Below are 24468 nucleotides of genomic sequence, written 5' to 3' on the forward strand. Positions count from 1 at the left end.
TGCCCATGCCCGAGTTACCCGAAGTCGAAACCACCCGTCGCGGGATTGCGCCGCACCTGGAGGGCCAGCGCGTCAGCCGCGTGGTGGTGCGTGAGCGCCGCCTGCGCTGGCCGATCCCGGAGGACCTGGATGTGCGCCTGTCCGGCCAGCGTATCGTGGGGGTGGAGCGGCGGGCCAAGTACCTGCTGATCAATGCCGAAGTGGGCACGCTGATCAGCCATCTGGGCATGTCGGGCAACCTGCGTATGGTCGAAACCGGACTGCCGGCGGCCAAGCACGAGCATGTGGATATCGAGCTGGAGTCGGGCCTGTCGCTGCGCTACACCGACCCGCGCCGTTTCGGCGCCATGCTCTGGAGCCAGGACCCGCACAACCATGCGTTGCTGCTGAGCCTGGGGCCGGAGCCGTTGACCGACCTGTTTGACGGCGAGCGGCTGTTCCAGATGTCCCGTGGGCGGTCGATGGCAATCAAACCGTTCATCATGGACAACGCGGTGGTGGTGGGCGTGGGCAATATCTATGCGACCGAAGCGCTGTTTGCCGCAGGGATCGATCCACGTCGCGCGGCGGGTGGTATTTCGCGGGCGCGTTATTTGAAGCTGGCGATCGAGATCAAGCGGGTGCTGGCGGCTGCCATCGAGCGCGGCGGCACCACGTTGCGCGACTTTATTGGCGGTGACGGGCAGCCGGGGTATTTCCAGCAGGAACTGTTTGCCTACGGCCGGGGCGGCGAGGCGTGCAAGGTGTGCGGGACCGAATTGCGCAATGTGCTGCTGGGGCAGCGGGCGAGTGTGTTTTGCCCCAGGTGTCAGCGCTGATTGCCGGGTGATGGCTGAGATTGCCATCGGGAGCAAGCCCCCTCCCACATTGGATCGCGTTCAACTCGATTCAGTGTGGGAGGGGGCATGCTCCCGATGAGGCCCTGCAGGGCAACCCAACTGTTCAGGCCTTGCCGGTAATCAACCGGTACTTCTCCATCAACTGCTCTTCGGTTTCAGGGTGGGCCTCATCCAGCGGAATGCAATCCACCGGGCACACCTGCTGGCACTGTGGCTCATCGTAGTGGCCGACGCACTGGGTGCACAGGTTGGGGTCGATCACGTAGATCTCTTCGCCCTGGGAAATCGCAGCGTTCGGGCACTCGGGTTCGCAGACGTCGCAATTGATGCAATCGTCGGTGATGATCAGGGACATGGAAACTCCTGCCAGGGCCGTCAGCCAAGGCAACTGAAAACGACTAATGCGCGCAATTGTGCCGCATTGGCGCCCGCAGTGCGAGCGCACATGACCTGCGGCAACAGGCTGGAGCCGCCTGGCAACCGCTACTTCTTGAAGCGCAGCGTCAACGCATCCGCCACGGCGGGGTGAACGAACTTGGTGATATCTCCGCCCAACGCGGCGATTTCCCGCACCAACGTCGAGGAAATGAACGAGTAGCGCTCCGAAGGCGTCAGGAACAGGCTCTCGACGTCCGGTGCCAACTGGCGGTTCATGTTGGCCAACTGGAATTCGTATTCGAAATCCGACACCGCGCGCAGGCCACGCAGGAACACATTGGCGTTCTGCTCCTTGGCGAAATGCGCCAGTAACGTCGAAAAGCCCACCACTTCGACGTTGGGCAGGTGCCGGGTGACCTCACGCGCCAGTTCCACGCGCTGCTCCAGGGGAAACAGCGGGTTTTTCTTGGGGCTGGCAGCGACCGCGATGATCACATGGTCGAACAGGCGAGAGGCGCGCTCGACCAGATCGCCATGGCCTTTGGTAATCGGGTCGAAGGTTCCTGGATACAACACTCGGTTCATCGCGTCGTCCTGGCGGAGTCCGTTGGGGAACCGGATGGTATCGCAGCCATCCCGGTCGGGAAAGTCGACTTCTGTAGATACATACCGCTGATCGGCGGTTTTTTCATGCCGTTTTCAGACGTTCGGCCAACGCTGTCGCCAGTTTGGCGCTCAAGCCGTATACCGATAATTGTGGATTGGCGCCAATGCTGGTGGGGAACAGCGAGCCATCGTGGATCGACAGATTGCGCAACTGGTGATGACGGCCGAGGCTGTCGACCACCGCGTTTTTCGGGTCTTCGCCCATGGCACAGCCGCCCATCACATGGGCGCTGCCCAGGGTCGTTCGGTGCAGTTCCAGGCTCAGTTCGTCGATCATGCGGCGGGCCTCGGCCAGGGTGTTCACGTAGCGCGCGTCATGGTGCAGCGGTTTGACCGACCTGGCGCCCGCCGCGAACTGAATCTCGGCCATGCTGTGAAACGCGCGGCGCAGGCCGTCCCAGGCGTAGGGCGAGACCTGATAGTCGAGCACCGGCGTGCCATCACCGCGTAAACCGACGGTGCCTCCCGGGCTGTCGGGGTGAAACCCGTCGCGCAACAGCGCAAGCATGGCGTGGGTGTTGGGCAACTGGCCCATGTCCAGCGCGTTCGCGCTGCCGTAGCCGCCAAATAGCGTGCTGGCCAATCCGGGGTGCAGGGGCGGTGCTTCCAGTTTGTAGGACATTTTGCCGGTAATGCCGTCCAGCCATTGGAAATGGTCGGAATAGATCGACTGCGGCGCGCCGTAGAACGGGTTGATCACCTCCTCGAACAGCCCCGCAGAGAAATTCACCAGGTGCAGAAAGGTGCGCTTGCCGAGCCGCGAATGCGGGTCCGGCGCGTTGGAGCGCATCAGCAGCGCCGGGCTGTTGATGCCGCCGCCGGACAGCACGTAATGCCTGGCTTTCACCGTGATCCTGCGCCCGGTCGGCGCCACGCAACGCGCGTCCATGGCCACGCATTCCAGGCTGCTGATGGCATCGCCGCTGTAGTTGAACTGCTCGGCGCGAGCGAGGTAGAGCAGCTCGCCGCCTTGCTCCAGGGTGGAGGGAATGGTGGTCACCAGCATCGACTGCTTGGCATTCACCGGGCAGCCCATGCCGCAATAGCCCAGGTTGAAACAGCCGCGCACGTTGCGCGGGATCACATGCCAGCTGTAGCCGAGTTTTTCACAGCCCTTGCGGATCACATCGTTGTTGGCGTTCGGCGGCAGCGCCCACGGCGCGATGCCCAGGCGCTGTTCCATTTTTTCGAACCAGGGCGCCATCTCGGTGCTGCTGTGGCCCGTCACCGCGTACTCGCTGGCCCAGTGGGCGAGGGTGGCGTCCGGCGTGCGAAAGCTGGAGGTCCAGTTGATCAGCGTGGTGCCGCCCACCGCCCGGCCCTGCAGGATGGTGATGGCGCCGTCCTTGCTCATGCGTCCGATGCCCTCCTGATACAGGCTGGCGTAGGCCTCGTCCTCCAGCAGCTTGAAATCGCTGCTGGTCTTGAGCGGGCCTTCCTCGATCAGCAGCACTTTGTAACCGGCGGCGCTGAGGATCTCGGCGGTGGTGCCGCCGCCGGCGCCGCTGCCAATGATCGCGACGTCGGCTTCCAGGGTCAGGTCGTGGTCGAGGGCGGCGCCGTTGTGGGTTTTCCAGCCACGGGCCAGGCCGTCGCGGAACAGATCGGGTACGGGCATAGGTGGGCACTCTTGTTTTTGTTGTGCGAAATTGCGGTCACTGTCAGATGTGAGGCGGGCCGGGGTAGCCGCAATGGGCCCAGGACGCGGGTCGGAAATACCAGGCCATGATCACTAGCTTGAGCAACGAGCCCTGACCCATGCGCAGCAGGTTGAGGTAGCTGTTCTCCCAGCGCAGCAGGAAGTGGCGGATCTGCTCGCTGCTGGCGTTTTCCCAACTGCCCCAGATGCCGGTCAGCGGGCCGCGGGTAATGCCCATGGCGAATACGTCGAACAACTGCTGGGTGAGCTTGAACATCTCCGGCGACAGGTATTGCAGGCTGTAATCGAGCTTTTTGAGCGCGTCTTCAATCCCGGCGGCAACCTCCTGGGCGCTGGCGACACCGTCGAGCAACACCGGCATCACCGCCCGTAAAAACGGCAGGTCGCTGCTGCGCAGCATGGCAAAGCCGCTGGCCGGGGCGCTGGCGGAGCAGCCGCTGAGGCTGGCGCCTAGCCCTGCGGTAGCCAGGAAAGCACTGGCGCACAGGCCGATTTTCAGGATGCCGCGCCGTGACAGCGCGGTTGAATCAGTCAGGCTGGGGTTCATTGTTATTGTTGTCCCGTAGGTGGCGGAATCAGCGAACAAACAGCTTCTGAATCAGCTTCTGGATCGATTTGCCGTAGGGCGGGTAGATCAGCTTCGCCGCGTTCAGGCGTTGCTTGACCAACACACCCTTGGCCTTGCTGAAGGTGAGAAAGCCTTCGTGGCCGTGGTAGTGGCCCATGCCCGATGGGCCAATGCCACCAAACGGCAGGTCGTCCTGGGCCACGTGCAGCAGGGTGTCGTTCAGGCAGACGCCGCCGGAATGGGTTTCGTGCAGCACCCGGTTTTGTTCGCGCTTGTTGTAGCCGAAGTAATACAGCGCCAGCGGTCGAGGGCGTTGATTGATGTAGGCAAAGGCCTGGTCGATGTCGCGATAGGGCACGACGGGCAGCACCGGGCCGAAGATTTCGTCCTGCATCACGGTCATGTCGTCGCTGACATTCAGCAGCAGGCTGTGGGCCATGCGCCGTGCCTGGCCCTGGTCATACAGGGGGACCAGCGTGGCGCCCTTGTCGGTGGCGTCCTTTACGTAGGCATTGAGCCGCGCCAACTGGCGTTCGTTGATGATCGCGGTGTAGTCCGGGTTGTCGACCAGCGTCGGATAGAACCCGCGAACCGCCTTGCCGTAGGCCTCGACGAAAGCGTCCACACGGTGCTCCGGCACCAGCACGTAGTCCGGCGCCACACAGGTTTGTCCGGCATTCAAGGCTTTGCCGAAAGCGATGCGTTCGGCGGCGTCCTTGAGCGGCACATCGGCGGAGACAATCGCCGGCGACTTGCCGCCCAGTTCCAGCGTGACCGGCGTGAGGTGCTCGGCGGCCGCGCGCATCACATGCTTGCCAATGCTGGTGGCGCCGGTGAACAGCAGGTGGTCGAAGCGCAGTCTGGAAAACGCCACGCCCACGTCGGCTTCGCCCAGCACCACGCACACCAGGTCTTCGGGGAAGATCTTCGCCAGCAGCGTTTTGAGCAGCTCGCCGGTGGCGGGGGTGGACTCGCTGAGCTTCAACATCACCCGATTGCCGGCCGCCAGCGCTCCGACCAGCGGGCCGATGGCCAGGTACAGTGGGTAATTCCAGGGCACGATCACCCCGACCACGCCGAGCGGTTGGTAGATGACTTTGGCTGACGCGGGCTGGAAGGCAATGCCTACGGCACGGCGCGACGGTTTCATCCAGCCCTTGAGGTGTTTGCTGGCGTAGTGGATGCCATGCAGACTGGGCATCAGCTCGGCGAACAGGGTTTCGTCTGCGCTGCGCTGGCTGAAATCCTCGCTGATCGCACGGATCAACGCCTGGCGTTCGGCGCTGAGCAATTCGCGCAAGGCCTTGAGCCATTGCTGGCGCTGCGCGGCGGGCGGCATCGGATTGGCGGCGTAGGCGCGGCGCTGGGCGTCGAACAGCGGCTGAAGCTGATCCAGCGCCTGGGAGTCCTGCAGGTAGGCAACAGTGGCAGACATGGTGCAGCCCCGATTGTTATTAGTCTGTCTGGATTTTTAGAGTCATTACTCTAGATTGTCAAATGCCATTGCAATCACATGTGGATTTATCCCGGCGCGGTTAGGCCGTAAGATGCCCCATTCCGTGTATGGAAGCTGATCCCCCATGGCACCACGAGTTAAGACCAGCGAACGCATTGTGCAGACCAGCCTGGAGCTTTTTAATCAGCAGGGCGAGCGCAGTGTCAGCACCAACCACATTGCCGCCCATATGGAAATTTCACCGGGCAACCTCTACTACCACTTCCCCAACAAGCAGGCGATCATCGCCGTGCTGTTCCGCGAATACGAAGCGCTGGTGGACAGTTTCCTGCGCCCGCCCCAGGGCCGCGCGATGTGTGTGGAAGATAAGCGCTTCTACCTGCAGGCCGTATTGGCCGGCATGTGGCGCTACCGTTTCCTGCACCGCGACCTCGAACACCTGCTGGAAAGCGACCCCGAAATGGCCACCGGCTACCGGCGGTTTTCCCAGCGCTGCCTGACCCAGGGCGGGGCCATCTACCAGGGGTTTGTCGATGCCGGCATTCTCAATATGGACCCGATCCAGACCGAAGCCCTGACCCTCAACGCCTGGATCATCCTCACCTCCTGGGTGCGCTTTTTGTGCACCACCAACGAAAACTCCACTCATTTGAGTGCCGAAGCGATCAAGCGCGGGGTGTATCAGGTGCTGGTGCTGGAGGCGGGGTTTGTCACGCCCCAGGCCAAAGAAGCGGTGGATGGGCTGTTCAAGGAGTTTTACGTGCCACTGAATCAGGCGCTGGATGAAGTGAAGTAGAGCCTTTCCCGAATCTGTTTACAGGAGTCTGTCATGCCGCTTGCCCAACTGATCAGCCCCCGGCACCTGGCCGAGCGCCAGACGCGCGGCGCGTTGGTGATCCTCGATTGCCGCTTTGCCCTGGAAGATCCGGATTACGGGCGTTGCAGCTATGCCGAAGGGCATATCGAAGGTGCGCAATATGCTGACCTTGAGCGTCATCTCAGCGGTCCGGTGACCAGGGGCGTGACCGGGCGTCATCCGCTGCCGAACGCGCAGACCCTCGCCGAACAACTGCGCGCGTGGGGCATCAGTGCCGACACCGAGGTGGTGCTGTATGACGACGGTCCTGGCGCCTTTGCCGCCCGCGCCTGGTGGTTGCTGGTGTGGCTGGGCAAGCGGGACGGCGTGTTTATCCTGGACGGTGGCTTGAAGGCCTGGCATGCCGCCGGCTTCCCCTTGAGCCTGGACGCGCCGGTGATCGAGCCGGGTGATTTTACCGGCACGCCCGATCATGGCCTGCTGCTGGATGCCGAGCATCTGCAAAACCGCCTGGGCCAGCCGGGCCTGACCCTGATCGATGCGCGCGCTCCGGCGCGTTTTCGTGGCGACGTTGAGCCCATCGATCCGATTGCCGGGCACATTCCCGGGGCGCAGTGCGCGGCATTCAACGAGAACCTGGGCAGTGACGGGCGGTTTCTGCCGGTCGAGCAGCTCAAGCAGCGGTTTTCCGCGCAACTGCGGGGGCGTTCGCCTCAGGAACTGGTGGCGTATTGCGGTTCCGGTGTTACCGCGTGTCATAACCTGTTCGCCCTGGGTCTGGCGGGTTACCCGTTGGGCAAATTGTATGCGGGGTCGTGGAGTGAGTGGATCACGGACCCTGCGCGGGCCATTGCCACGGGCGACTGAGTGGCCTGGCCTGTAAACCCAATCAATTGTGGGAGGGAGCGAGCCCCCTCCCACCTTTTTATTTCTGTTGTGTCAGCAGCCATTGGGGGATGCGGCGTTCGAGGTAATAGGTCGGGCGCTTGAGCGAACCGTCCACAAAGCCCACATGCCCGCCCTTGGCCAGCAATTCGAACTCGGTGCAATCCGATAACTCGCTGGCCTCGGGCAGGCTATGGGCAAACACGAATGGATCGTCCGCCGCCTGAATAATCAGTGTCGGCGTTCGGATACCGCCCAAGTAATAGCGACTCGACGCCTTGCGGTAGTAATCCTCGGCACTGATGAAACCATGCAGCGGTGCAGTCACCCGCCCATCGAAGTCCCAGAACGTGCGCATCTTTTCCAGGGAACCCAGGGCTTCCAGGGTTTTCAGGCCGTCCGTGCGGCCATCCTGCGTGAAGCGGCTTTGCTTGACGCGGATATACGCCAGCATTTCGCGCATGAAGTGCTTCTGATAGACCCGCGAAAAACCCAGGCCGATGCGGTCGGCGCACTGGTCCAGGCGGAACGGCACCGACACCGCCGCAGCGCCTTGCAGCCCTGACGCCGCGCCGGTTTCTCCCAGGTGCTTGAGCAGCACATTGCCGCCCAGTGAATAGCCCACCGCATACAACGGCGCCAGCGGCCGCTTGGCGTGCAGATGGGCAATCGCTGCCGCCAGATCCTCGCTGGCCCCGGAGTGATAGCTGCGCGCCAACAGGTTCGGCTCGCCGGAACAGCCGCGCCAGTTCAGCGCGGCACTCGCCCAGCCCTGGGCGGCGAGGGCCTTTTGCAGGCCGGCGACGTAGGGCGAGTTGGACGAACCGGTGAGCCCGTGCAACACGAGCACCAGCGGTGCCTTGGCGTCGTGAGGTCCGTGCCAGTCAATATCGAGAAAATCACCGTCGTCGAGCCACAGGCGTTCGCGTTGGCGTTCAAGGTGCGTAGTGGGGCGCCACAGCGGTCCCCACAAGGTTTGCAGGTGGGGGTTGCCGAGGCCGAAGGCGGGTTTGAACAGGTCGGGGGAGGGAGTCATTGCACTCTCTTTTTTGTGGCGAACCGGCTTACTGTGCCACAACAGCCCGCTCGTCAGGGCAAGCCCACCAGCCACAAAAAGAGACCGCCGGCTCAGACGGCGCTTTCGACCAAACGATGCCACAACGCGTAATACACCCGGCCGGACTTCTGCTCCCGGTGCAAGCGCCAACTGCCCGGCAGGCCGAGGGTGGACGGTGCGATTTCGCTCTCGGTGTAGATCCACGCATCCGGCGCCAGCCATTGGCGATCTTCGAGCAGCGTGCACACCGTCGGCAACAGGTTCTGGTTGAACGGCGGGTCGAGGAACACCACGTCGTATTCGCTGGCCGCCTGGGTTTCCAGATAGCGCAGCGCATCGGCGGTCTGCACATGGCCGTTGGTGCAGCGCAGGGTGCCCAGGTGTTCCTTGAGGCTGGACACCGCCACGTTGCTCGCGTCCAGCGCCTGAGCCTGGGACGCGCCACGGGACAGCGCCTCCAGGAACAGCGCACCGCTGCCGGCAAACGGATCCAGCACTTTGGCGCCCGCAATATAGGGCGCGAGCCAGTTGAACAGGGTTTCACGCACACGGTCGGGCGTCGGGCGCAGGCCCACGACGTCGGGGAAGCTCAGCTTGCGGCTGCCCCATTCACCGCCAATGATGCGCAGTTGGCCCACACCGTTATGCACGTTGTGGACAGGTTTTTTCGGGCGAGATGAACTGGCCATTAATGCTCCGGAACCCCGAGCGGCTGCTCGACGGGTTTATCAGTGGGGGGCGGTAGTGGCTTTTGCGCAATCGTCGGGCCGGCGGTCACGATGACCATCTTGTCGGCGCTCAAGTGTTTGTTCATGGCCGTCTTGACCTGCTCTACGGTCAGGGCCTGGGATTGTTTCATGAAATCTTCCAGATAGCTCAGCGGCAGGTTGTAGAAACCCATGGCGCCCAGCTGGCCGACGATATCGGCGTTGCTCGCGGTGGACAGCGGGAAACTGCCGGCCAGTTCGCGCTTGGCGTCATCCAGCTCCTTTTGCGTCGGGCCGGTCTTGAGGTAATCAGCCAGCACCTGCTCGACCAGGCGCAGGGTGCCGCCGCTCATTTCGGCGCGGGTCTGCAGGTTGATCATGAACGGACCGCGCACCTGCATCGGCGAGAAGCCCGAGTACACGCCGTACGTGAGGCCGCGTTTCTCGCGCACTTCGCTCATCAGACGGGTGCCAAAGCCACCGCCACCGAGGATCTGGTTGCCCAGGGACAAGGCCGCGTAGTCCGGGTCGGCCCGGTCGATGCCCAACTGCGCGAACAGCAGGTGCGTCTGCTTGGACGGAAACTCGATATGGCTCAGGCCGGCCTTCGGCTCGGTCGGCTGGGCGATCTTTGCCAGCGCCGGGCCCTTGGGCAGCGAGGCAGACACCTTGGCGGTCATGGCCTCGGCTTCGGCACGGGTCATGTCGCCCACCACTGCAATCACTGCGTTGCCCGCCGCATAGGCCTTGGCATGGAACGCCTGCAATTGCGCCTGGCTGATCTTCGGCACGCTGTCGGGGTTGCCTTCGCTCGGATGCGCGTAAGGGTGGTCGCCATACAGGCGCTTGAACAGCTCAAGACTCGCCAGTTTGGCGGGATTCTGCTTCTCGTATTCGAAGCCGGCGAGGATCTGGTTCTTGATCCGCGCCAGGGAGTCGGCGGGGAAGGTCGGCTTGCCGATCACGTCGTCGAACAGCGCCAGCGCCGCATCGCGCTTGTCGCTGGCGCTCAGGCTGCGCAGGGACACCAGCGCCATGTCGCGGTAGGCGCCATTGCCAAAGTCGGCGCCCAGGCCTTCAAAGCCGCTGGCGATCTGGCTGACGTCCTTGCCCGGCACACCTTCGTTGAGCATGGCGTTGGTCATCAGCGCCAGGCCCGGCACGTCGCCGTCCTGGCTGCTGCCGGCGGCAAACAGGATGCGCATGTCGAGCATCGGCAATTCATGGGCTTCGACGAACAGCACCTTGGCGCCTTCGGCGGTGGTCCAGCTTTGCACATCGAGCTTGCGGTTGGTCGGCGCCTTGCCGTCCAGCTCGGCCAGCGATTGCAGCTTGCTGGCGGACTGGGCTTTTTCCAGCGCCGGGCTGGCCACCGATTCACCGGGACGCAGGATGTACACCGCGCTCGCTGCCGCCAGCGTGACGGCGATCAGACCGGGCAGGATCAGGCTTTTGCGATCACTCATGAGCGGTCTCCTCGGGCAGAATATGGGCGACGCTCAGACGCTCGCGGGTGAAATAGGTGCGCGCAGCCTTCTGGATATCTTCCGGGGTCACGCTTTGCAGGTCGGCAAGCTCGGTGTCCATGAGCTGCCAGGACAGGCCCACGGTTTCCAGCGAGCCAATGGCCGTGGCCTGGCTGGTGATGGAGTCACGCTGGTACACCAGGCCGGCGATGACCTGGGCGCGAATTCGCTCCAGCTCTTCGGCGGTCGGTGGCTTGGCTTTCAAGTCTTCCAGCAGCCGCCACAGGCCGGCTTCGGCTTGGGCAATGGTTTTTTTCTTCTGCTGGTTGGGCGTGGCCGAGAGGATGAACAGGGTGTCGCCACGGCTGTAGGCGTCGTAGCGGGTGGAGGCGGCGGACACCAGCTCTTCACCACGCTCCAGTTGTGCCGAGATACGCGCGCTGTAGCCGCCGTCGAGCAGGGCCGAGATCAGGCGCAGGGCCTGCACCGAGCGCTTGTCTTCGGCGGTGGCAAGGCCTGGCACGTTGAAGCCGAGGATCACGCTGGGCAGCTGGGTTTGCACGCGCAGGGTCAGCAGACGCTCGCCGGGTTCGGCCAGCTCCATCGGGATCTTCGCCGGGGGCACGTCACGCTTGGGAATCGGGCCAAAGTAGCGCTGGGCGAGGGTCTTCACCTCGTCCGGAGTCACGTCGCCGACCACCACCAGGGTGGCATTGTTGGGCACGTACCAGGATTGGTACCAGTGGCGCAGCTCCTCGACCTTCATGCGGTCCAGGTCGGCCATCCAGCCGATGGTCGGCGTGTGGTAGCCGCTGGCCGGAAACGCCATGGCCTTGAAGCGCTCGAAGGCCTTGGACATCGGGTTGTCGTCGGTGCGCAGGCGGCGTTCTTCTTTAATGACTTCGATTTCGCGGCTGAACTCGTCGGCCGGCAGGCGCAGGCTGGCCATGCGGTCGGCCTCCAGCTCGAAGGCGACGCCCAGGCGGTCGCGGGCCAGCACCTGGTAATACGCGGTGTAGTCATCGCTGGTGAACGCGTTTTCTTCAGCGCCCAGGTCGCGCAGGATCAGCGAAGCTTCGCCCGGACCCACCTTGGCGCTGCCCTTGAACATCATGTGCTCCAGGGCGTGGGACAAACCGGTCTGGCCGGGAGTTTCGTAGCTCGAACCAACCTTGTACCAGACCTGGGAAACCACCACCGGCGCGCGATGGTCTTCGCGCACGACCACTTTGAGGCCGTTGTCGAGGGTGAATTCATGGGTGGGTTGTGGATCGGCAGCCAAAGCTGAAAGAGGCAGACAAACTGTACCGAACAGCAGGCCTGCGGCGCGGCGGGCTAGAGCATTCATTCGTTTTTAAACCTGTTGGGCTGCCCGCTTGGTCTTAGCGTCGGCGGGCGAGGAGGTGCTAGGATACTGATCGGATTTGCGGACGGCCACTGCGGCGGTCCCGTTAAGGCCCTATTTAGGCCTTACAAAATGTTGCGCATGAACGAGCTGGTTGAAAAGCAGTCTGTTACGCATCGAATTTTATTTACCGACGTGCCCCCCTGGCGCATCGCTACCTTGAGATAGCCGTCTCCATGTTTGGTTCCAACGACGACAAGAAGACCCCAGCTGCGGCTGGCGAGAAGAAAGGCCTGTTCGGCTGGCTGCGTAAGAAACCGCAGGATACCGTCGAACCGCAGCCGCAGGTTCAAGCTGAACCGATCCCCGAACCTATAGTAGAAGCCGAGCCGGTTGACCACGCGCCGGCGCCGGTGGTGTTGCCTATCGTTGAACCGGTGTTGCAGCCGGTGGCCGAGGCGGCGCCGCAACCTGAGCCGGAACCTGAACCCGAGCCGTGGCCCGAGCTGCCCGTGGCCGAAGAGCCTGTGGCGCTGGTTGAAGATGTGCACGCTGAGCACATCGCACCGCCGATTCCCGTAGTGGCTGAACCGGTACTTGAACCGGCGCCCATCGTCGAAGCCGTCGTGCCTGCCGTCATCGAGCCGGCACCTGGTGCCGTCGAAGCCGGCAAGACCGGCTTTTTCGCCCGCCTCAAGCAAGGCCTGAGCAAGACCAGCGCCAGCATCGGCGAAGGCATGGCCAGCCTGTTCCTGGGTCGCAAGACCATCGATGACGAACTGCTGGAAGACATCGAAACCCGCCTGCTCACCGCCGACGTGGGCGTCGAGGCCACAGCGGTGATCATCCAGAGCCTGACCCAGAAGGTCGCGCGCAAGCAACTTACCGACGCCGACGCGCTGTACAAATCCTTGCAGGCCGAACTGGCCGCGATGCTCAAGCCCGTGGAAGCGCCGCTGGTGATCACCCCGAACAAGCCGTTCGTGATCCTCGTGGTGGGCGTCAACGGCGCCGGCAAGACCACCACCATCGGCAAGCTGGCCAAAAAGCTGCAGCTCGAAGGCAAGAAAGTCATGCTGGCCGCTGGCGACACCTTCCGTGCCGCTGCGGTGGAGCAGTTGCAGGTGTGGGGCGAGCGCAACAAGATCCCGGTGATTGCCCAGCACACTGGCGCCGATTCCGCCTCGGTGATCTTCGACGCCGTGCAGGCCGCCAAGGCGCGCAATATCGACGTGTTGATCGCCGACACCGCCGGTCGCCTGCACACCAAAGACAACCTGATGGAAGAGCTGAAGAAGGTGCGCCGCGTGATCGGCAAGCTGGATGCCGACGCCCCTCATGAAGTGCTGCTGGTGCTCGACGCCGGTACTGGTCAGAACGCCATCAGCCAGGCCAAACAATTCAACCAGACGGTGCAACTGACCGGCCTGGCGCTGACCAAGCTCGACGGCACAGCCAAGGGCGGTGTGATCTTTGCCCTGGCCAAGCAGTTCGGGTTGCCGATTCGTTATATCGGCGTCGGTGAGGGCATCGACGACCTGCGCACCTTTGAAGCCGAACCCTTTGTACAGGCACTGTTTGCCGAGCGGGAGCGTTCATGATTCGATTCGAGCAAGTCGGTAAACGCTATGCCAACGGGCATGTGGGCTTGCATGAGCTGAGCTTTCGGGTGCGGCGCGGCGAGTTTCTTTTCGTCACCGGTCACTCCGGTGCCGGTAAAAGTACGTTGTTGCGTCTGCTGCTGGCCATGGAGCGCCCGACCACGGGCAAACTGCTGCTGGCCGGCCAGGACCTGGCCACCATCAGCAATGCGCAGATCCCGTTTCTGCGCCGCCAGATCGGCGTAGTGTTCCAGAATCACCAGTTGCTGTTTGATCGCACAGTGTTCAACAACGTTGCCCTGCCCTTGCAGATTCTCGGGCTGTCCAAGGCCGAGATCATCAAACGCGTGGATTCGGCCCTGGAGCGCGTGGCGCTGTCGGACAAGACCGACCTCTACCCCGGTGACCTCTCCACCGGTCAGCAACAGCGCGTCGGCATCGCCCGCGCCATCGTGCACCGTCCGGCCCTGCTGCTGGCGGACGAACCCACCGGCAACCTCGACCCGCGTCTGGCGGCCGAGATCATGGGCGTGTTCGAGGACATCAACCGCCTGGGCACCAGCGTGCTGATCGCCAGCCACGACCTGGCGCTGATCGCGCGCATGCGCCACCGCATGCTTACGTTGCAACGCGGTCGCCTGATTGGTGACGGGGAGGCTGGCGTATGAGTGCTACACGCAGTCCAAAAGTATCCGAACGCGTGGCGCCGAAACCGGCCGACCCGCAACCGAACAAGAAAAAACGCGACGACGATGACGGCCCGGACTTCAGCACCCTGCTGCACGCCTGGATCGAAAGTCATCGCGCCAGCCTGCTCGACAGCCTGCGTCGGCTGGGCAAGCAGCCGGTTGGCAGCTTTTTTACCTGCATGGTGATGGCCGTGGCCCTCAGCCTGCCGATGGGCTTGTCGCTGTTGCTCAATAACGTGGAGCGCCTGGGCGGCTCCTGGCAGCGTGCGGCGCAGATTTCGCTGTACCTGAATCTGGATGCCAGCACCCAGCAGGGTGAAGCGTTGCGCGATGAAATCAAGAACATGCCGGGCGTGGCGGATGCCGAGTACGTCAGCCGCGACCAGGCCCTAGAAGAGTTTCAGCAGCAGTCCGGCCTGGGCGAGGCGCTCAAGGAGCTGCCGCAGAACCCGCTGCCGGGCGTGGTGCTGGTGACGCCCGATGAAGTCGACAAGCCGACCCTGGAGGCCCTGCGCCAGAAACTGGCGCAGATGCCCAAGGTGCAACAGGCGCAACTTGATCTGGTCTGGGTAGAGCGCCTGGCCGCGATCCTCAAACTGGGCGACCGCTTTGTGTTCGGTCTGACGGTGTTGTTGGTGTCTGCATTACTTTTGGTGATAGGTAATACCATTCGTCTTCATATTGAAAACCGTCGCACCGAGATAGAAGTGATTAAACTTGTCGGCGGCACGGACAGCTATGTGCGTCGTCCTTTTCTGTACATGGGCGCGCTTTATGGCCTGGGCGCCGGGTTTTTGTCCTGGGGCGTGCTGGCTTTTGGCTTGGACTGGCTGAACGATGCGGTGACAGGGCTTGCCGGGTTATACGGCAGTGATTTTGCCCTTGCCGGGGTGCCGGTGGCCGATGGCCTCTCACTCTTGCTTGGTGCGGTGTTGTTGGGTTATATCGGTGCCTGGATTGCCGTGGCGCGGCATTTGCGTGAGCTGGCGCCCAAGTAGTTAATGCCAGATTAATGTGGTTTCGTTTGTATTGACCGTGTCAGCGGTATAGGGAACTTGTCCTACGGTTCCCCGGTCAATTTTCGCAGTGCTGAACGGCACGAGTTTCGTGAGTCGGAGGTTTTTTCGTATGACCACTTCTTTGCAACCTGCGTATGCCCTGGTTCCGGGTGGAAACCTGGAAGCCTATGTGCACACGGTCAACAGCATTCCATTGCTGACGCCCGAGCAGGAGCGTGAACTGGCCGAGAGTCTCTACTATGAGCAGGATTTGGGGGCGGCTCGGCAGATGGTGCTCGCCCACCTGCGTTTTGTCGTACATATCGCCCGTAGCTATAGCGGCTACGGGCTGGCCCAGGCCGACCTGATTCAGGAAGGCAATGTCGGCCTGATGAAAGCGGTCAAGCGCTTCAACCCCGAGATGGGTGTGCGCCTGGTGTCGTTTGCCGTGCACTGGATCAAGGCGGAAATCCACGAGTTCATCCTGCGCAACTGGCGCATCGTGAAAGTCGCGACCACCAAAGCCCAGCGCAAGCTGTTCTTCAACCTGCGCAGCCAGAAAAAGCGCCTGGCGTGGCTGAACAACGAGGAAGTCCACCGCGTGGCCGAAAGCCTCGGTGTGGAGCCCCGTGAAGTGCGCGAGATGGAAAGCCGCCTGACCGGCCATGACATGGCCTTCGACCCGGCCGCCGAAGCGGACGACGACAGCGCTTTCCAATCGCCGGCCAACTACCTGGAAGACCATCGGTACGACCCAGCGCGTCAACTGGAAGACGCCGACTGGAGCGACAACGCCAATCACAACCTGCACGAAGCGCTGGAAGTGCTGGACGACCGCAGTCGTGACATTCTCTACCAGCGCTGGCTGGCGGAAGAAAAAGCCACGCTGCACGACCTGGCGCAGAAGTACAACGTGTCGGCCGAGCGGATTCGTCAGCTTGAGAAAAGCGCGATGAACAAGCTGAAGCTGTCGATCGCCGCTTAAACATGTGGGAGGGGGCTTGCTCCCGATTGCAGTGGGTCAGCTACAGACAAGCTGACTGATCCACCGCTATCGGGAGCAAGCCCCCTCCCACATTTGTTTAGGTGTTGTGTCAGTCGGACCAGGGTGCCTTGCGGGAGTTGTTCAGCTCAATCAGGTAGCCATCGCCACCAAGTTGATTCATCTGCTGACGAATCCACGCCGCCCGCCGCGCCACATACGCCGTTGGATGGCTGGCACTCCACACCCGTGGGTTGGGCAACACCGCCGCCAGATAGCTGGCCTGCTGGCGCGAAAGCCCTTTGGCACTCACCCCAAAATGATGCCGCGCCGCCGCCTCTGCGCCAAACACGCCGTCATCCCATTCCACGCTGTTGAGGTACACCTCAAGAATCCGTTGCTTGGGCCACAGCACCTCGATCAGGCCGGTAAACCAGGCCTCCAGCCCCTTGCGCAGATAACTGCGGCCAGACCACAGAAACAGGTTCTTCGACACCTGCTGGCTCAAGGTGCTGGCACCTCGAATCGATCCACCGCGCTCGTTGTGCACGATGGCCGCCTGGATCGCGCCGAAATCGAACCCCCAATGCTGCGGGAAGCGCTGGTCTTCACCGGCCATCACCGCCAGCTTGAGGTCGTCGGAAATGGCGTCCCACGGCACCCAGCTGCGTTGCAGGTCGATGGGTTCGCCGTCGAACCACGACTCGACCTTGCGCTCCACCATCAGCGCCGTGAACGGCGGCGGCACCACGCGCAACAGCAGCACCAGCAAAACGCTGCCGATGGCAAACCATTTCACGACTTTGAGAAAACGACTGAAGAGGACACGCAGCATAGAGATGGCTTGGCCGAACCCGTTGAGCGGGCCATTATACAGACCCTGCCCGATGCGTCTGATTGGAGTTCCACATGCTGCGTAGCTTTCTGATGTTGGCTGCCTTTTTTGGCTTTACCGGCGTGGCCCTCGGGGCCTTTGCTGCCCATGGTCTGAAAAATCGCCTGAGCGCCGAGTATCTGGCGATTTTCCAGACCGGCGTGACCTACCAGCTGGTGCACGCCCTGGCGCTGTTCGGCGTGGCGCTGCTGGCCGCCCATATCCCCGGCCGCATGGTGACCTGGGCGGGCCTCGCGTTTGTGGTCGGCATTCTGCTGTTCTCCGGCAGCCTGTACGCACTGACCCTGACCGGCATCAGCAAGCTCGGTATCATCACCCCGTTCGGCGGGCTGGCATTCCTGCTCGGCTGGTTCTTCCTCGGTCTGGCGGCGTGGCGCTTGCAGGCGATCTGACCGAGGGGCTTGGGCCGGCAACGCCAATCAAGCTAGAATGCTGGCCCCTAAAAACGATGGCGGCCCCTGGCATGCGCATTCAGTTGAACGGCGACCCCTTTGAACTGCCCGACGGCGCCTCCGTCGAGGCCCTGCTGACCCGCCTGGAACTGACCGGGCGCCGTGTCGCAGTGGAGCTCAATCAGGATATCGTCCCGCGCAGTCAGCACGCCGCCACTGCGCTCGCCGACGGTGACCAGGTCGAAGTGGTCCACGCCATCGGCGGCGGCTAGTCGCCCCCTCGCATTCTGCAGAACCTCACCCCATCACGAGGATTTCCCATGAGCATCGTTCGTAGCGACAAGCCCTTCGTCCTGGCCGGTCGTACCTACCAGTCCCGCCTGCTGGTCGGCACCGGCAAATACCGCGACATGGAAGAAACCCGCCTGGCCATCGAAGCCTCGGGCGCCGAAATCGTGACGGTGGCCGTGCGCCGCACCAATATCGGCCAGAACCCGGGCGAACCGAACCTGCTGGATATCCTGCCGCCGGATCGCTACACCATCCTGCCCAACACCGCCGGTTGCTACGACGCTATCGAAGCCGTGCGCACCTGCCGCTTGGCCCGTGAGCTGCTGGACGGCCACAACCTGGTGAAGCTGGAAGTGCTAGCGGACCAGAAAACCCTGTTTCCCAACGTGATCGAAACCCTCAAGGCCGCCGAAACCCTGGTTAAGGAAGGCTTCGACGTGATGGTCTACACCAGCGACGACCCGATCATCGCCCGCCAACTGGCCGAAATCGGCTGCATCGCCGTGATGCCGCTGGCCGGCCTGATCGGCACGGGCCTGGGGATCTGCAACCCGTACAACCTGCAGATCATCCTCGAAGAAGCGAAAATTCCGGTGCTGGTGGATGCCGGCGTGGGCACCGCCTCCGACGCCACCATCGCCATGGAGCTGGGCTGCGAAGCGGTGCTGATGAATTCGGCCATCGCCAATGCCCAGCAACCGATCATGATGGCCGAAGCCATGAAACACGCCATCGTCGCGGGCCGTCTGGCTTACCTCGCCGGGCGCATGCCGAAAAAACTCTACGCCAGCGCCTCTTCGCCGCTGGATGGTCTGATCAAGTAAGAGCCATTGATGACTGAATCAAACGAAACGCCGAACACCTTGGACGCTGCCGACGACGCCAAACACCGCCGCATCAAGAGCTTCGTGATGCGCGCCGGCCGCATGACCGAAGGCCAGCAGAAGGGCCTGGAGCAGGGCACGCCGTTGTTCGTGCTGCCCCTGGCCGATGCGCCGGTGGACTACGACCAGGTGTTCGGCCGCTCGGCCCCGCGTTCCCTGGAAATCGGCTTCGGCATGGGTCACTCCCTGCTGGAAATGGCCGCCGCCGCGCCGGAGCAGGACTTCATCGGTGTGGAAGTGCATCGCCCGGGTGTCGGCGCGCTGCTCAACGGCGTGCTCACCCAGGGCCTGACCAACCTGCGCGTCTATGACTGCGACGCGATCGAAGTGCTCAACCGCTGCATCGCCGACAACAGCCTCGACCGCCTGATGCTGTTTTTCCCCGACCCCTGGCACAAAGCACGTCACCACAAGCGCCGCATCGTCCAGGCTTCCTTCGCGGAACTGGTGCGCAGCAAGCTGAAAGTCGGCGGCATCCTGCACATGGCCACCGACTGGGAGCCCTATGCCGAATACATGCTGGAAGTGATGAACGTCGCGCCGGGCTATCGCAACCTCGCTGAAGACGGCAAATGCGTACCCCGCCCGGCCGAGCGGCCGATCACCAAGTTCGAACGTCGCGGCGAGCGGTTGGGGCATGGGGTATGGGATTTGAAGTTCGAAAAGCTGGCGTGACCCGCCGGCCCTGACTTGAAATGCAATCCAATGTGGGAGGGGGCTTGTATCTCTGTGTTGAGTTGGCGGTCAGCGGCGGTCCGCCACAACCCCAATCAATACCAGCACCACCACCAGTACCGGCGCCAGGCTGTAGTTATTGAACTGGCCCAGCCCGCGCACAATCCACGGCGTGGCGTAGATCAGCGCGGCGCCGCTGCCGATCAGGCACAACAACGCCATCAAGGGCACGCGCAGGGCGCCAGCAATGCTGCCCAGGCGGCCTTCCACCCAGCCTTTGATGTCGGCGCCGAACAGCACCAGCAAACAGCCCACAAGGGCCAGGGATATCTCCGACAGGTTGCTGCGGCTCCAGCGGGATGCGGTGGCGAGCAGGTCGAGTACCAGATCCATTCGATTTCCTTAAGAAGCGTCAGCTCAGAAATTTCTGCAGCAGGTCATTGAGAAAGAGTTGCCCACGGTCGGTCGCCGCCAGGCGTGACGGTTCGACCTGCATTAAGCCACTTTGTTCTGCCTCGCGACGCGCCGTGTCGAGGCTGGCCAGGTCGAGGCCGGTGCGTTCGGCGTAAAGCCGGGCGTCGACACCTTCGGTGAGGCGCAGGGCGTTCATCAGAAACTCGAACGGCAGCTCGTCGTTGGTCAGTTCTTTCGCTCCGGCCTGGAAGCTTTTGGCCGGGTTGAGGTAGTCCTTCGGCGCGCGGGTTTTCCAGGTGCGCACGATGCGCCCGTCCGGGTGGCTGAGCTTGCCGTGAGCGCCGGCACCGATGCCAATAAAGTCGCCAAAACTCCAGTAATTGAGGTTATGTCGCGCCGGGCGGCCCGGTTGGGCATAGGCCGACACTTCATATTGCGCATAACCGTGCTCGGCGAGCAGCGCCTGACCGGCTTCCTGGATATCCCACAGCGTGTCGTCTTCCGGCAACGCGGGCGGCTGGTTCCAGAACACGGTGTTGGGTTCCAGGGTCAACTGGTACCAGGACAGGTGCGTCGGTTTCAGCGCAATGGCCTGGCGCAGGTCGCTCAACGCATCGTCCAGAGACTGATCAGGCAGGCCATGCATCAGGTCCAGGTTGAAGTTGTCGAACCCGGCCTGGCGCGCCATACCCGCCGCGCGTACCGCTTCGTCGCCATTATGGATGCGGCCCAGGGCCTCGAGTTTTTGCTGCTGAAAGCTCTGGATGCCGATGGACAGGCGATTGATCCCCAGTTTGCGGTATGCCACGAACTTCTCTTGCTCGAACGTGCCGGGGTTGGCTTCCAGGGTGATCTCGATATCGCTGGCAAACGGGATGCGCGCCTGCACGCCTTCGAGCAGGCGTCCCAGCGCCGCCGCGCTGAACAGGCTGGGCGTGCCGCCGCCGAAGAAGATCGAACTCAGTTCCCGGCCGTAAACGGCGTGCAGGTCCTGGTCGAGGTCGGCCAGCAGCGCGTCCACGTACGCCTCTTCCGGTAGCACGGTGCTCGCGGTGTGGGAGTTGAAATCGCAATACGGGCATTTGCGCACGCACCACGGAATGTGGATGTACAGCGCCAGGGGCGGCAGCACCGGCAAGGCCGCCCGGGGTGTTTGCGCGCCGCCGTGGATCAGTGGTTGCGCAGAGGTGTTCTGCGTCATTTCAAGCCCAGGCGCTGACGCAGCAACACCATGGCCCGGGCGCGATGGCTGATCTGGTTCTTGTCGGCCGGGCTCAGCTCGGCGCTGGAGACATTGCGCTCCGGCACCCAGAACAGCGGGTCATAACCAAAACCGTGCTCGCCGCTGGCCGCATGCAGGATGCGCCCGTGCCACAGGCCTTCACACAGAATCGGCAACGGGTCATCGGCATGGCGCACCAGCGCCAGCACGCAGACGAACTGCGCGCCACGCATCGCGTCCGGCACCTCCTTGAGGGCATCCAGCAGCTTGGCGTTATTGGCTGCGTCGCCTTTACCGTCGGCGTAGCGCGCCGAATAGATGCCCGGCGCGCCCCCCAGGAAATCCACCGCCAGCCCCGAATCATCCGCCAGCGCCGGCAGGCCCGAGAGGCGTGCCGCGTTGCGTGCCTTGAGGATGGCGTTCTCGACGAATGACAGGCCGGTTTCTTCCGGCTCGACCTGGCTGAATTCGCCAACCGAGCGCAGTTGCACGGATTCGCCGAGCATGGCCTGGAGTTCTTTGAGTTTGCCGGCGTTATGGCTGGCCAGTACGAGTTGGGTGAGGTTCATCATTCGGCCGGGAAAAGTTCTTGGACAAAGTTGAAACTGTGGGCCTTGCCGCCGGTTTCAACGTTGATCGTGAACGTCTTGTATTCCTGTTGCGGCACCGAGTAGGGCGCGAGGTAGTTGGTCGCGCCCTTTTCGGTGATCTGCTTGAACGTCAGCACTTCGCTCTTGCCGCTCAAGTCCTTGACGGTGCCCGTCACCTGCGCCGTCACCGGGGTCACGCCCTTGAACACCGAGACGTTGATCAGCCCCTTGTTCTTGCTGCGCACCACGCCCACGGCCTGGGCGGTTTCAGGTTGCAGGAAGCTGGAAGTGAAGGTGTTGTAACGCACGGTGATATCGCCGAATTCCTTGGTGCGATTGGGATCGATAACGTCGGCGGCCATGGCGCTGGCGCCCAGGCATGCGGTCAATAGAAAAACAGCCAGGCGACTCATGAGCGTTCCTCTTGAAAATGATTAGACGGCAATCTTGTGGTCGGTCAGGCCAGGACTGCTGACCCGGTAGATACCAATTTCGCCCAACAGGTTGGGCCATAGCTTGCTCGCCCAGCCGTGGCGGTGCTGTTGATCGACGGCAAGGCGGTTGATCACCTTGGCTTCACGCTCGCTGCACAGCGCTTCGAAGTCTTCGAAGGTGCAGAAGTGGATGTTCGGCGTGTTGTACCAGGTGTAGGGCAGGAAATCCGAGACCGGCATGCGGCCTTTTGTGGCCAGGTACCAGCGACAGCGCCAGTGGCCGAAGTTGGGGAAGGTGATGATGCACTGGCGGCCGACACGCAGCATTTCGTCGAGAATGCGGTCCGGGTAGTGCACCGCCTGCAGGGCCTGGGTCATTACCACGATGTCGAAGCTGTTGCTGGCAAAGTTGCCCAGGCCCTTGTCCAGGTCCTGCTCGATCACGTTGATGCCCTTGGCCACGCACTGGGCGATGTTGTCCGGGTCGTTTTCCAGGCCGTAGCCGGTGACTTGCTTGTGGTCGCGCAGCCAGCTCAGCAGTTCGCCATCGCCGCAGCCCAGGTCGAGCACGCGGCTGCCGGCGGGGATCCAGTCTTGGATGATGTCCAGGTCGGCTCTCATGGCGTTCTCACAAAATGATGCGGTTCATGTAGTTGCTGAAGGCCTGCAAGTAACGCGGGATCGGAATCAGGAAGGCGTCATGGCCTTGCGGTGCGTCGATCTCCAGGTAGCAGACGTCCTTTTTGGCGGCCATCAAAGCGTCCACCAGCTCGCGCGAGCGCGCCGGCGAGAAGCGCCAGTCGGTGGTGAACGACATCACGCAGAAGCTGGCGGTGACGTGCTCGAAGGTTTTCGCCAGGTCATCGTCATGGTTGGCCGCCGGGTCGAAGTAGTCCAGGGCCTTGGTCATCAGCAGGTAGGTGTTGGCGTCAAAGCGTCCGGAGAACTCCTCGCCCTGATAACGCAGGTAGCTTTCCACCTGGAACTCGACGCTGTGGAAGTCGTAGTTGAGCTTTTCGCTCTTGAGGCCCCGGCCGAATTTCTCGCCCATGGAGTCATCGGAGAGGTAGGTGATGTGCCCGACCATACGCGCCAACATCAGGCCGCGTTTGGGAATCACGCCGGCTTCCTGGAACGAACCACCGTGGAACTCGGGATCGGTGAGGATTGCCTGGCGTGCCACTTCGTTGAAGGCGATGTTCTGCGCCGACAGTTTTGGCGCCGAGGCGATAGCCAGGCAGTGGCGCACGCGATCCGGGTAAGTGATGGTCCATTGCAGAGCTTGCATGCCGCCCAGGCTGCCGCCGATGACCGCTGCCCACTGCCCGATGCCGAGCCGGTCGGCCAGGCGCGCCTGGCTGTGCACCCAGTCTTCCACGGTGAGTACCGGGAAGTCGGCGCCGAATGGCTTGCCGGTTTCCGGATTGAGACTGCTCGGGCCGGTGGAGCCGTTGCAGCCGCCGAGGTTGTTGAGGCTCACCACAAAAAACTTATGGGTATCGATGGGCTTGCCGGGCCCGATGCAGCTGTCCCACCAGCCGGGCTTGCGCTCATCGGCGCTGTGGAAGCCGGCGGCGTGGTGATGGCCGGACAGGGCGTGGCAGATCAGCACGGCGTTGCTCGCCGTGGCGTTCAGCTGGCCGTAGGTTTCATAGATCAGGTCATAGGCCGGCAGCGACCGGCCGCAGGCCAGGGCCAGCGGTTCGCTGAAGTGCGCCACTTGGGGCACGACCAGTCCAACAGAATCGGGGGGGAAGGCAGCTGGCATCGACCCTGCTCTCGTTTAAATGAGGCGTAAGTCTAAAGAGCGGGGGGGCCAGCGGCAAGCGAAGGCCTGCGCCCGCGCGCAGATATCAAATGTGGGAGGGGGCTTGCTCCCGATAGCGGGGTGTCAGTCACCTGTATTTCAACTGACACTCCGCCCTCGGGAGCAAGCCCCCTCCCACATTTTTTGCCGCGGTCGTTCAGATCAGGCCGAACAGCTCCTTGGGCATGAACGCATAGAACGCCAGGCGCGGAATCACCCAGCTTTGCAGCAGCTGGATTGCGATAAACGCAAAGATCGGCGAAATATCCAGGCCGCCCAGGTTGGGAATCAGGCGACGGAACGGCGCCAGCACCGGCTCGGTGATCTGGTACACCAGCTCCGCGCCCGGGCTGCGGCTGCCCGGTGCAACCCACGAGAGGATCACGCTGATGATCATCGACCAGAAAATGATCTTCAAAAACAGCGAGAACACCCCGATCAGCGCCCACGGCAACAGCAGCGGTGTGAAGGCCTGATAGCCACTGAGCATCAGGATCACCACGAACAGCAGCATTTGCAGCAGCAGTGCGAGCACCAGCGACGACATGTCCAGGCCGAACAGGCTCGGGATCACCCGGCGCAGTGGCTTGAGCAGCGGTTGCGTGGCCTTGACCACGAACTGGCACAGCGGGTTGTAGAAGTTCGCGCGCACCAGTTGCAGGATAAAGCGCATCAGCACGATCAGCAGGTACAGGCTGCCCAGGGTCTGGATGATGAAGATGGCAGCGTCATTGATTCCGAGCATGTTTG

The 24468-nt window shown here is 62.7% G+C and carries 28 protein-coding genes; 11 read left to right on the plus strand and 17 right to left on the minus strand.

What is annotated here, in order from left to right; translation table 11 throughout:
• The first annotated feature begins 5 nt into the window (after positions 1 to 5).
• The gene (gene mutM / locus TU79_RS02200; RefSeq protein WP_057006496.1) at positions 6 to 818 is read left to right on the plus strand and encodes a bifunctional DNA-formamidopyrimidine glycosylase/DNA-(apurinic or apyrimidinic site) lyase; all 813 of its coding nucleotides are present in this window, start codon (positions 6 to 8) and stop codon (positions 816 to 818) included.
• A 124-nt stretch (positions 819 to 942) separates the two neighbouring features.
• Here mutM and TU79_RS02205 read toward each other — a convergent pair whose 3' ends face one another.
• From TU79_RS02205 to TU79_RS02225, 5 genes are all read right to left on the minus strand, one after another.
• Positions 943 to 1194, minus strand: a complete 252-nt coding sequence (locus TU79_RS02205; protein WP_003213796.1) for a YfhL family 4Fe-4S dicluster ferredoxin — start codon at positions 1192 to 1194, stop codon at positions 943 to 945.
• A 128-nt stretch (positions 1195 to 1322) separates the two neighbouring features.
• Positions 1323 to 1802, minus strand: a complete 480-nt coding sequence (gene coaD, locus TU79_RS02210; RefSeq protein ID WP_003234650.1) for a pantetheine-phosphate adenylyltransferase — start codon at positions 1800 to 1802, stop codon at positions 1323 to 1325.
• A gap of 103 nt (positions 1803 to 1905) precedes the next feature.
• Positions 1906 to 3501, minus strand: coding sequence for a GMC family oxidoreductase (locus tag TU79_RS02215; protein WP_057006497.1), 1596 nt, complete (start codon positions 3499 to 3501; stop codon positions 1906 to 1908).
• A 43-nt stretch (positions 3502 to 3544) separates the two neighbouring features.
• Positions 3545 to 4090: a hypothetical protein gene (locus TU79_RS02220; RefSeq protein ID WP_057006498.1), complete on the minus strand. Its 546-nt coding sequence runs from the start codon at positions 4088 to 4090 to the stop codon at positions 3545 to 3547.
• A 28-nt stretch (positions 4091 to 4118) separates the two neighbouring features.
• The gene (locus tag TU79_RS02225) at positions 4119 to 5546 is read right to left on the minus strand and encodes a coniferyl aldehyde dehydrogenase (RefSeq protein ID WP_057006499.1); all 1428 of its coding nucleotides are present in this window, start codon (positions 5544 to 5546) and stop codon (positions 4119 to 4121) included.
• Between the two features lie 145 nt (positions 5547 to 5691).
• On the opposite strand from TU79_RS02225, the gene TU79_RS02230 reads away from it, so the two are divergent.
• The gene (locus TU79_RS02230) at positions 5692 to 6363 is read left to right on the plus strand and encodes a TetR/AcrR family transcriptional regulator (protein WP_057006500.1); all 672 of its coding nucleotides are present in this window, start codon (positions 5692 to 5694) and stop codon (positions 6361 to 6363) included.
• Between the two features lie 33 nt (positions 6364 to 6396).
• Positions 6397 to 7251 carry a sulfurtransferase gene (locus tag TU79_RS02235; protein WP_057006501.1) on the plus strand — a complete coding sequence of 285 codons (855 nt, stop codon included), beginning with the start codon at positions 6397 to 6399 and terminating at the stop codon, positions 7249 to 7251.
• 58 nt (positions 7252 to 7309) lie between these two features.
• On the opposite strand, the gene TU79_RS02240 is transcribed toward TU79_RS02235, so the two are convergent.
• From TU79_RS02240 to TU79_RS02255, 4 genes are all read right to left on the minus strand, one after another.
• Positions 7310 to 8305, minus strand: a complete 996-nt coding sequence (locus TU79_RS02240; protein ID WP_057006502.1) for a hydrolase — start codon at positions 8303 to 8305, stop codon at positions 7310 to 7312.
• A gap of 92 nt (positions 8306 to 8397) precedes the next feature.
• Entirely contained in the window at positions 8398 to 9015 is a 618-nt protein-coding gene (gene rsmD, locus TU79_RS02245) for a 16S rRNA (guanine(966)-N(2))-methyltransferase RsmD (RefSeq protein WP_057006503.1), read from the minus strand.
• The gene (locus TU79_RS02250) at positions 9015 to 10499 is read right to left on the minus strand and encodes a M16 family metallopeptidase (RefSeq protein ID WP_057006504.1); all 1485 of its coding nucleotides are present in this window, start codon (positions 10497 to 10499) and stop codon (positions 9015 to 9017) included. The genes rsmD and TU79_RS02250 overlap by 1 nt, the downstream gene beginning before the upstream one ends.
• Positions 10492 to 11847, minus strand: a complete 1356-nt coding sequence (locus TU79_RS02255; RefSeq protein ID WP_057006505.1) for a M16 family metallopeptidase — start codon at positions 11845 to 11847, stop codon at positions 10492 to 10494. The genes TU79_RS02250 and TU79_RS02255 overlap by 8 nt, the downstream gene beginning before the upstream one ends.
• A gap of 233 nt (positions 11848 to 12080) precedes the next feature.
• Between TU79_RS02255 and ftsY the strand changes: the two genes are divergently transcribed.
• The 4 genes from ftsY (at position 12081) to rpoH (ending at position 16117) form a co-directional block, all read left to right on the plus strand.
• A complete protein-coding gene (gene ftsY, locus TU79_RS02260; protein ID WP_057006506.1) occupies positions 12081 to 13445 on the plus strand; it encodes a signal recognition particle-docking protein FtsY in 1365 nt (454 codons plus the stop codon).
• Positions 13442 to 14113 (plus strand): cell division ATP-binding protein FtsE, encoded by a 672-nt coding sequence (gene ftsE, locus TU79_RS02265; RefSeq protein WP_003176700.1) that lies wholly within the window; start codon positions 13442 to 13444, stop codon positions 14111 to 14113. The genes ftsY and ftsE overlap by 4 nt, the downstream gene beginning before the upstream one ends.
• Positions 14110 to 15132 (plus strand): permease-like cell division protein FtsX, encoded by a 1023-nt coding sequence (gene ftsX / locus TU79_RS02270; protein WP_057006507.1) that lies wholly within the window; start codon positions 14110 to 14112, stop codon positions 15130 to 15132. Before ftsE ends, ftsX begins: the two co-directional genes overlap by 4 nt.
• A gap of 130 nt (positions 15133 to 15262) precedes the next feature.
• A complete protein-coding gene (rpoH, locus tag TU79_RS02275) occupies positions 15263 to 16117 on the plus strand; it encodes an RNA polymerase sigma factor RpoH (RefSeq protein ID WP_003234621.1) in 855 nt (284 codons plus the stop codon).
• Between the two features lie 109 nt (positions 16118 to 16226).
• On the opposite strand, the gene mtgA is transcribed toward rpoH, so the two are convergent.
• The gene (gene mtgA / locus TU79_RS02280) at positions 16227 to 16949 is read right to left on the minus strand and encodes a monofunctional biosynthetic peptidoglycan transglycosylase (protein WP_057006508.1); all 723 of its coding nucleotides are present in this window, start codon (positions 16947 to 16949) and stop codon (positions 16227 to 16229) included.
• Positions 16950 to 17023: 74 nt separating this feature from the next.
• On the opposite strand from mtgA, the gene TU79_RS02285 reads away from it, so the two are divergent.
• From TU79_RS02285 to trmB, 4 genes are all read left to right on the plus strand, one after another.
• Positions 17024 to 17401 carry a DUF423 domain-containing protein gene (locus TU79_RS02285; protein WP_057006509.1) on the plus strand — a complete coding sequence of 126 codons (378 nt, stop codon included), beginning with the start codon at positions 17024 to 17026 and terminating at the stop codon, positions 17399 to 17401.
• A 71-nt stretch (positions 17402 to 17472) separates the two neighbouring features.
• Positions 17473 to 17673, plus strand: a complete 201-nt coding sequence (gene thiS / locus TU79_RS02290; RefSeq protein WP_057006510.1) for a sulfur carrier protein ThiS — start codon at positions 17473 to 17475, stop codon at positions 17671 to 17673.
• 48 nt (positions 17674 to 17721) lie between these two features.
• Entirely contained in the window at positions 17722 to 18516 is a 795-nt protein-coding gene (locus tag TU79_RS02295; RefSeq protein ID WP_017845016.1) for a thiazole synthase, read from the plus strand.
• A gap of 9 nt (positions 18517 to 18525) precedes the next feature.
• On the plus strand, positions 18526 to 19251 hold the full coding sequence (gene trmB / locus TU79_RS02300; protein ID WP_057006511.1) for a tRNA (guanosine(46)-N7)-methyltransferase TrmB: 726 nt from the start codon (positions 18526 to 18528) through the stop codon (positions 19249 to 19251).
• A gap of 69 nt (positions 19252 to 19320) precedes the next feature.
• Here trmB and TU79_RS02305 read toward each other — a convergent pair whose 3' ends face one another.
• The 7 genes from TU79_RS02305 to TU79_RS02335 form a co-directional block, all read right to left on the minus strand.
• A complete protein-coding gene (locus TU79_RS02305; protein ID WP_057006512.1) occupies positions 19321 to 19644 on the minus strand; it encodes a DUF3392 domain-containing protein in 324 nt (107 codons plus the stop codon).
• Positions 19645 to 19663: 19 nt separating this feature from the next.
• Positions 19664 to 20866 (minus strand): radical SAM family heme chaperone HemW, encoded by a 1203-nt coding sequence (gene hemW / locus TU79_RS02310; RefSeq protein WP_057006513.1) that lies wholly within the window; start codon positions 20864 to 20866, stop codon positions 19664 to 19666.
• A complete protein-coding gene (gene rdgB, locus TU79_RS02315; protein WP_162276075.1) occupies positions 20863 to 21459 on the minus strand; it encodes an RdgB/HAM1 family non-canonical purine NTP pyrophosphatase in 597 nt (198 codons plus the stop codon). Before rdgB ends, hemW begins: the two co-directional genes overlap by 4 nt.
• Positions 21456 to 21890, minus strand: coding sequence for a DUF4426 domain-containing protein (locus TU79_RS02320; protein ID WP_057006515.1), 435 nt, complete (start codon positions 21888 to 21890; stop codon positions 21456 to 21458). Before TU79_RS02320 ends, rdgB begins: the two co-directional genes overlap by 4 nt.
• 21 nt (positions 21891 to 21911) lie before the next feature.
• A complete protein-coding gene (gene metW / locus TU79_RS02325) occupies positions 21912 to 22532 on the minus strand; it encodes a methionine biosynthesis protein MetW (RefSeq protein ID WP_057006516.1) in 621 nt (206 codons plus the stop codon).
• Positions 22533 to 22539: 7 nt separating this feature from the next.
• Positions 22540 to 23679: a homoserine O-succinyltransferase MetX gene (metX, locus tag TU79_RS02330; protein ID WP_057006517.1), complete on the minus strand. Its 1140-nt coding sequence runs from the start codon at positions 23677 to 23679 to the stop codon at positions 22540 to 22542.
• A gap of 196 nt (positions 23680 to 23875) precedes the next feature.
• Positions 23876 to 24463 (minus strand): YggT family protein, encoded by a 588-nt coding sequence (locus TU79_RS02335; RefSeq protein WP_057006518.1) that lies wholly within the window; start codon positions 24461 to 24463, stop codon positions 23876 to 23878.
• Between the last annotated feature and the right edge of the window lie 5 nt (positions 24464 to 24468).

Origin of the sequence: Pseudomonas trivialis (genome assembly GCF_001439805.1) — a bacterium.
In the GTDB taxonomy this organism is placed as follows: Bacteria; Pseudomonadota; Gammaproteobacteria; order Pseudomonadales; family Pseudomonadaceae; genus Aquipseudomonas; species Aquipseudomonas trivialis.